General features: G+C 67.8%; 3 protein-coding genes and 1 pseudogene. 2 read left to right on the top strand and 2 right to left on the bottom strand.

Annotated elements, in window-relative coordinates:
• Window positions 1-801 (top strand): annotated as a pseudogene (locus tag ACIRPX_RS45830) (hypothetical protein); the annotation flags it as partial.
• 184 nt (window positions 802-985) lie between these two features.
• Entirely contained in the window at window positions 986-1342 is a 357-nt protein-coding gene (locus ACIRPX_RS45825) for a hypothetical protein (RefSeq protein WP_404206121.1), read from the top strand.
• Between the two features lie 52 nt (window positions 1343-1394).
• On the opposite strand, the gene ACIRPX_RS45820 is transcribed toward ACIRPX_RS45825, so the two are convergent.
• Together ACIRPX_RS45820 and ACIRPX_RS45815 are read right to left on the bottom strand one after the other, a co-directional pair.
• Window positions 1395-2429, bottom strand: a complete 1035-nt coding sequence (locus ACIRPX_RS45820) for a helix-turn-helix domain-containing protein (RefSeq protein ID WP_404206120.1) — start codon at window positions 2427-2429, stop codon at window positions 1395-1397.
• A 15-nt stretch (window positions 2430-2444) separates the two neighbouring features.
• The gene (locus tag ACIRPX_RS45815) at window positions 2445-2741 is read right to left on the bottom strand and encodes a hypothetical protein (protein ID WP_404206119.1); all 297 of its coding nucleotides are present in this window, start codon (window positions 2739-2741) and stop codon (window positions 2445-2447) included.
• Window positions 2742-3866 lie beyond the last annotated feature (1125 nt).

The raw sequence follows: 3866 nt of genomic DNA, 5'->3' as shown, positions 1-3866 counted from the left end.
CGAACCAGACGCCCGAACTCTCCCGCAACAATGCCGACACCATGCCTGATCAGCGGAAACTCAACGACCACATCCGGAAAGACAACGGCTTCTGAGACCTTCCTGATCGCCGCCCGGGAGCTCGCCGATGCCGGCCGGTTGGACGAGGCGTTGGTCTGGTACGAGAACGCCTGGAAGGCCGGGGAGACAGATGCCTGCTGGCTGGCCGCGGAGCGGCTTATCGACGCCGACCGTCTCGACGCCGCGCTTGCCTGGTACGAACGTGCCGCCGATGCCGGCCGCAACATCGCCCTGCAGCTGGCTTTTGAAGAACTCACCCGCGCTGGCCGGTTGGACGAGGCGTCTGTCTGGTCCGCACGCGCCGCCCAGGCGGGCAGCCCCAGCCCCCTGCAGCGGGAGACTCCCCCCGTACGCGCACACCTTGACCCCACACGGCCCACCACCTCAGCCAGCCTGGACGAAACCATCGCCGCGCTGGAGAGCGCCGCCGTCGCCGGTGATCGGACAGCCCTGAGCCAGATAGCCCGGAGGTTGGCCGATGCGGGACGCTGGCACGAGGCCTTCATCGCCTGCGAGCGCGCGGCCGCAACGGGAAGCGACTGGGACCTCGATCTGGCCCTCACCATCCTGCACGAACTCAACGAACTTCAAGCACTCGACGGCTCCGGCCAAACAGACCACTCCGACCTGGCCGAACGGTTTAGGCACTACGGTTTCGACCCCGCATCGCGGCACAATCGCGTCATTGCCGAACCCTGGGACCTGGCCCCGCCCGCACCTCCACACACGGGGGGAGGGTGAGCGGACGGCACCGGCAACACACCACACCACGGCATTGCGTCCCCGCCAAGGGCAACGGTGGGCGGGGACCGCACCCGCGGTGCTCCCGTCGCGACCCTCGCAGCTGACTGCTTCGGGCCCTACGAACTGCACTTGGCCGCATCCGGACCTACGGGTTCTGCCAATGCAAGACCGTGAAGCACGCGTGGACGATGCGTTCAACACGTTCGACGGAGAGCGTCCGCCCAACTTCTTCACGGCTGCTTTCCGCCGTGAAATCCGGCTCGCATACGAACTTGTCACTGAGCTGGGCGGGTTCGTACAAGTCCGGCTCGGCGCGCTCGGTCTGGCGCTCGACGCCCTCGTGCTGTTCACGACGCGTTGTGCGAACGCCGTGGCGAAGCAGCTGCGCGCGGACGGCTGCGACGCCCGCGACGAAGACGTCGCCCGCCTCCTCTCCTGTTCGTACGGCATCACATCAATATGCTGGGCTGGTACTCCTTCCGGCTTGCCCAGCGGCCTGTGCCCGCTGCGTGATCCGGGTCGCGCCGAGGGCGAGTGACGGTGTCAGCGCCGCCCGGAGAGCGGGAGACCTACGATCTCTTCCTTCAAGTTCACGCAGCGGACCGCTTCTGACGGCGATTAATCCCCTCGACGGCGAGCGCGAGGGAGTCCGTGAGCAGGTCCGCGGCGAGGAACAGGAAGAGCGGATGGGACAGCAAGGCACGGTATTTGCTGGTCGCAGCCTGTGCGGACTGCGAAGCCGGGGGCTTCCTTCGCAACACTGCACGGCCGGCGTGGGCGTTCTTGCCCAGGGCGGTCGTCCCGTACAGCTCGGCTGCATCCGTCGAGTGCGGTAGCCGGGGAGCTGCGGCGGCGCTGTCCTGGCGGGCCTTGCGCCAGGCGTCGATCCACGGCCGCTGCTCGGCTCCCGCGACGCCGCAGGCGTCAAGCAACACGGTGAGCTGCCGCACGCTGCCGGGCAGCCTTCCCGGGACGACGATCATCTCGGCCGCCCTCGCCGGGTGCAGCTGTTGAGGAGCCGCGGCGGTGCTGTCGTCCTTGTGGGCCTTGTCCCAGGCGTCGATCCACGGCCGCTGCTCGGCTCCCGCGACGCCGCAGGCGTCGAGGAACCCCGTGAGCTGCCGCACGCTGCCGGGCAGCCTTCCCCGCCGGACGATGCGGTGTGCGGTGCTGTGCGGCAGTCTTCCGTAGCCGCCGGCCAGTTCCTCCATCCGCTGGAACGAGGGTGCTCCGGCCTTCTCGTACAGTTCGCGCAGCGCCGCGCTCATCTCGGCCCGGTCTGCGATGAGTTCGACCTCAGGAGCCGGGGGGCGCTGACTGCCGTCGGCGGCCCTTCGCTCTTCGTACCGGGCCTCGCGCCACAGCCGGCGGGCTTGGGCGAGGGCCTCATCGGGGCTGTGACCCTGTGCCGCGGCGCAGGCGCGGACGAAGTCGAGGACGATGTCCTCGCCGGGAGTTGTCCGGCCCGACGCGGCCCGGCTGAGGGTGGTCTTGTCGTACGTGCTGAACTCGGCGAGTTGACTGTAGGCCAGTCCGCCGGCCTGCCGTCGTTGTTCTCGCAGGAACTCTGCGAGAACAACGACGGCAGGAACAGCGCCGCTGATCGGCTTCTCCTGCCGTCCCATGGCCCTGACCGTCCCTCAGCTCGTCGGGTCGGACGGCCCGAGCAGGGCACGCAACACCGCGCGCAGCCGGCTGGAGCCTTTGGCGGTGACGGCGGCCACGGCGGCCGCTGCGGCCAGGCCGGCCCCCAGGATCAGCTTCAGGACGGCGCTCAGAGCCAGACCCACCATCACCACGAGGAACGCCGTGACCACGATGGCCACGATGATGACGGCTGCCTCGGCACCGCCCAGACGGCTGCGGTCAGCTCCGCTTTCGGGGTGCTGTGCTGCACCGGGCGGTTCCGGTGAGCGGTTACGGTTCTTGCTGCTCATGGAAGTCCCCTTCTGCCGGGCCCCCTTTCGGGGGCACCGGCGTGCTACTGGCTCCAAGGTGGTTGGCGGAATGCCAAAGTGGTTGGCGCCACTGTGAGTTGACATTCCGTACGGATTCGAGGATCTCAGACAAGTCCCCTTATGGGTAGTCGAGTTGGGTACATCTCCGTGTCAGGGGCCATTGGTGCACCGGTATCCCGCATAGGCGTGGTCCGCCGCTGTTCCTGAGATGTCCTGAACGCTTCATGAAGCGGCGTTTCCGCAGCTGGGGAAGTGTGCGGCAGCCGGTGAGCCCCTCGGGGGGAACCAGTTGGTGCGGGGCTGTCCCAATCGGCTGCTTGACCCGGTGGCAGCAGCCCGTCACTGTGGTCCGAAAGCTGCGACCTGCCGAGAGGTAGGATCGTAGGCATACCCCGATTGCTACTGGCTCCAACCACAGCACAAGGGGAAACAGGCGGTCTCGTGTTGGCGCACGGGACCGCCGGAAGCCGGTATCCCGGAAACGGGAACCGGCTTTTTCCGTACCTGGGACGTCCGGGCACCAATCGAGCCGGTCCCCGGGACCACTCCAGAAGCAGAAAGCTCCTGAAGAACGGGAGACGGCCCCTCGGCGCCGCCCAACGCCCGTACGCAACGCGTTCATGGACAACGACACGCTCTTCGACGGCGCCTCGCAGTGCGTGTACGCCCTTCATGCCCTCCCCGGAGATCGTGGCCCGCTTCACGGCCGGGCGCGCGGACCCGGCGCTGGACCAGATCGGGCAGACCCACGGCTGGGTGGACGTACACGACCCGTATTACGAACGGGGAGGGCATCGGGCGCGGATGACTCCTTGTACGAGGACACGTACACGAGCATGACGTACGGCTGCCTCTCCATACCGGCCGTCGTGCGGCGTCCTGCCCGCCGGGGGCTCCAGGACGCCGGCGACTCAGCTCCTTGGGTCAGGTGTTGTCCAGGGCTTGATCAAGTTCCCTGAGGGTCGTGGTTGTTGGTGATGCCCAGGAGTGGGAGGGCTCGTTCGGGCTGGTGTTGAGCGACGTTCGTTGTGGTGATGGGTGGGCAGGGCGGCGTCAGAGTCGTGGTGATGTGGGGTAGGGCGACCCGGAGGGTGCCCTTTGTCG

Origin of the sequence: Streptomyces sp. NPDC101225, from assembly GCF_044767585.1 — a bacterium.
GTDB lineage: Bacteria > Actinomycetota > Actinomycetes > Streptomycetales > Streptomycetaceae > Streptomyces.
Note: the sequence above shows the minus strand (reverse complement) of the source record. Positions and strands in the feature narration are given on the sequence as shown.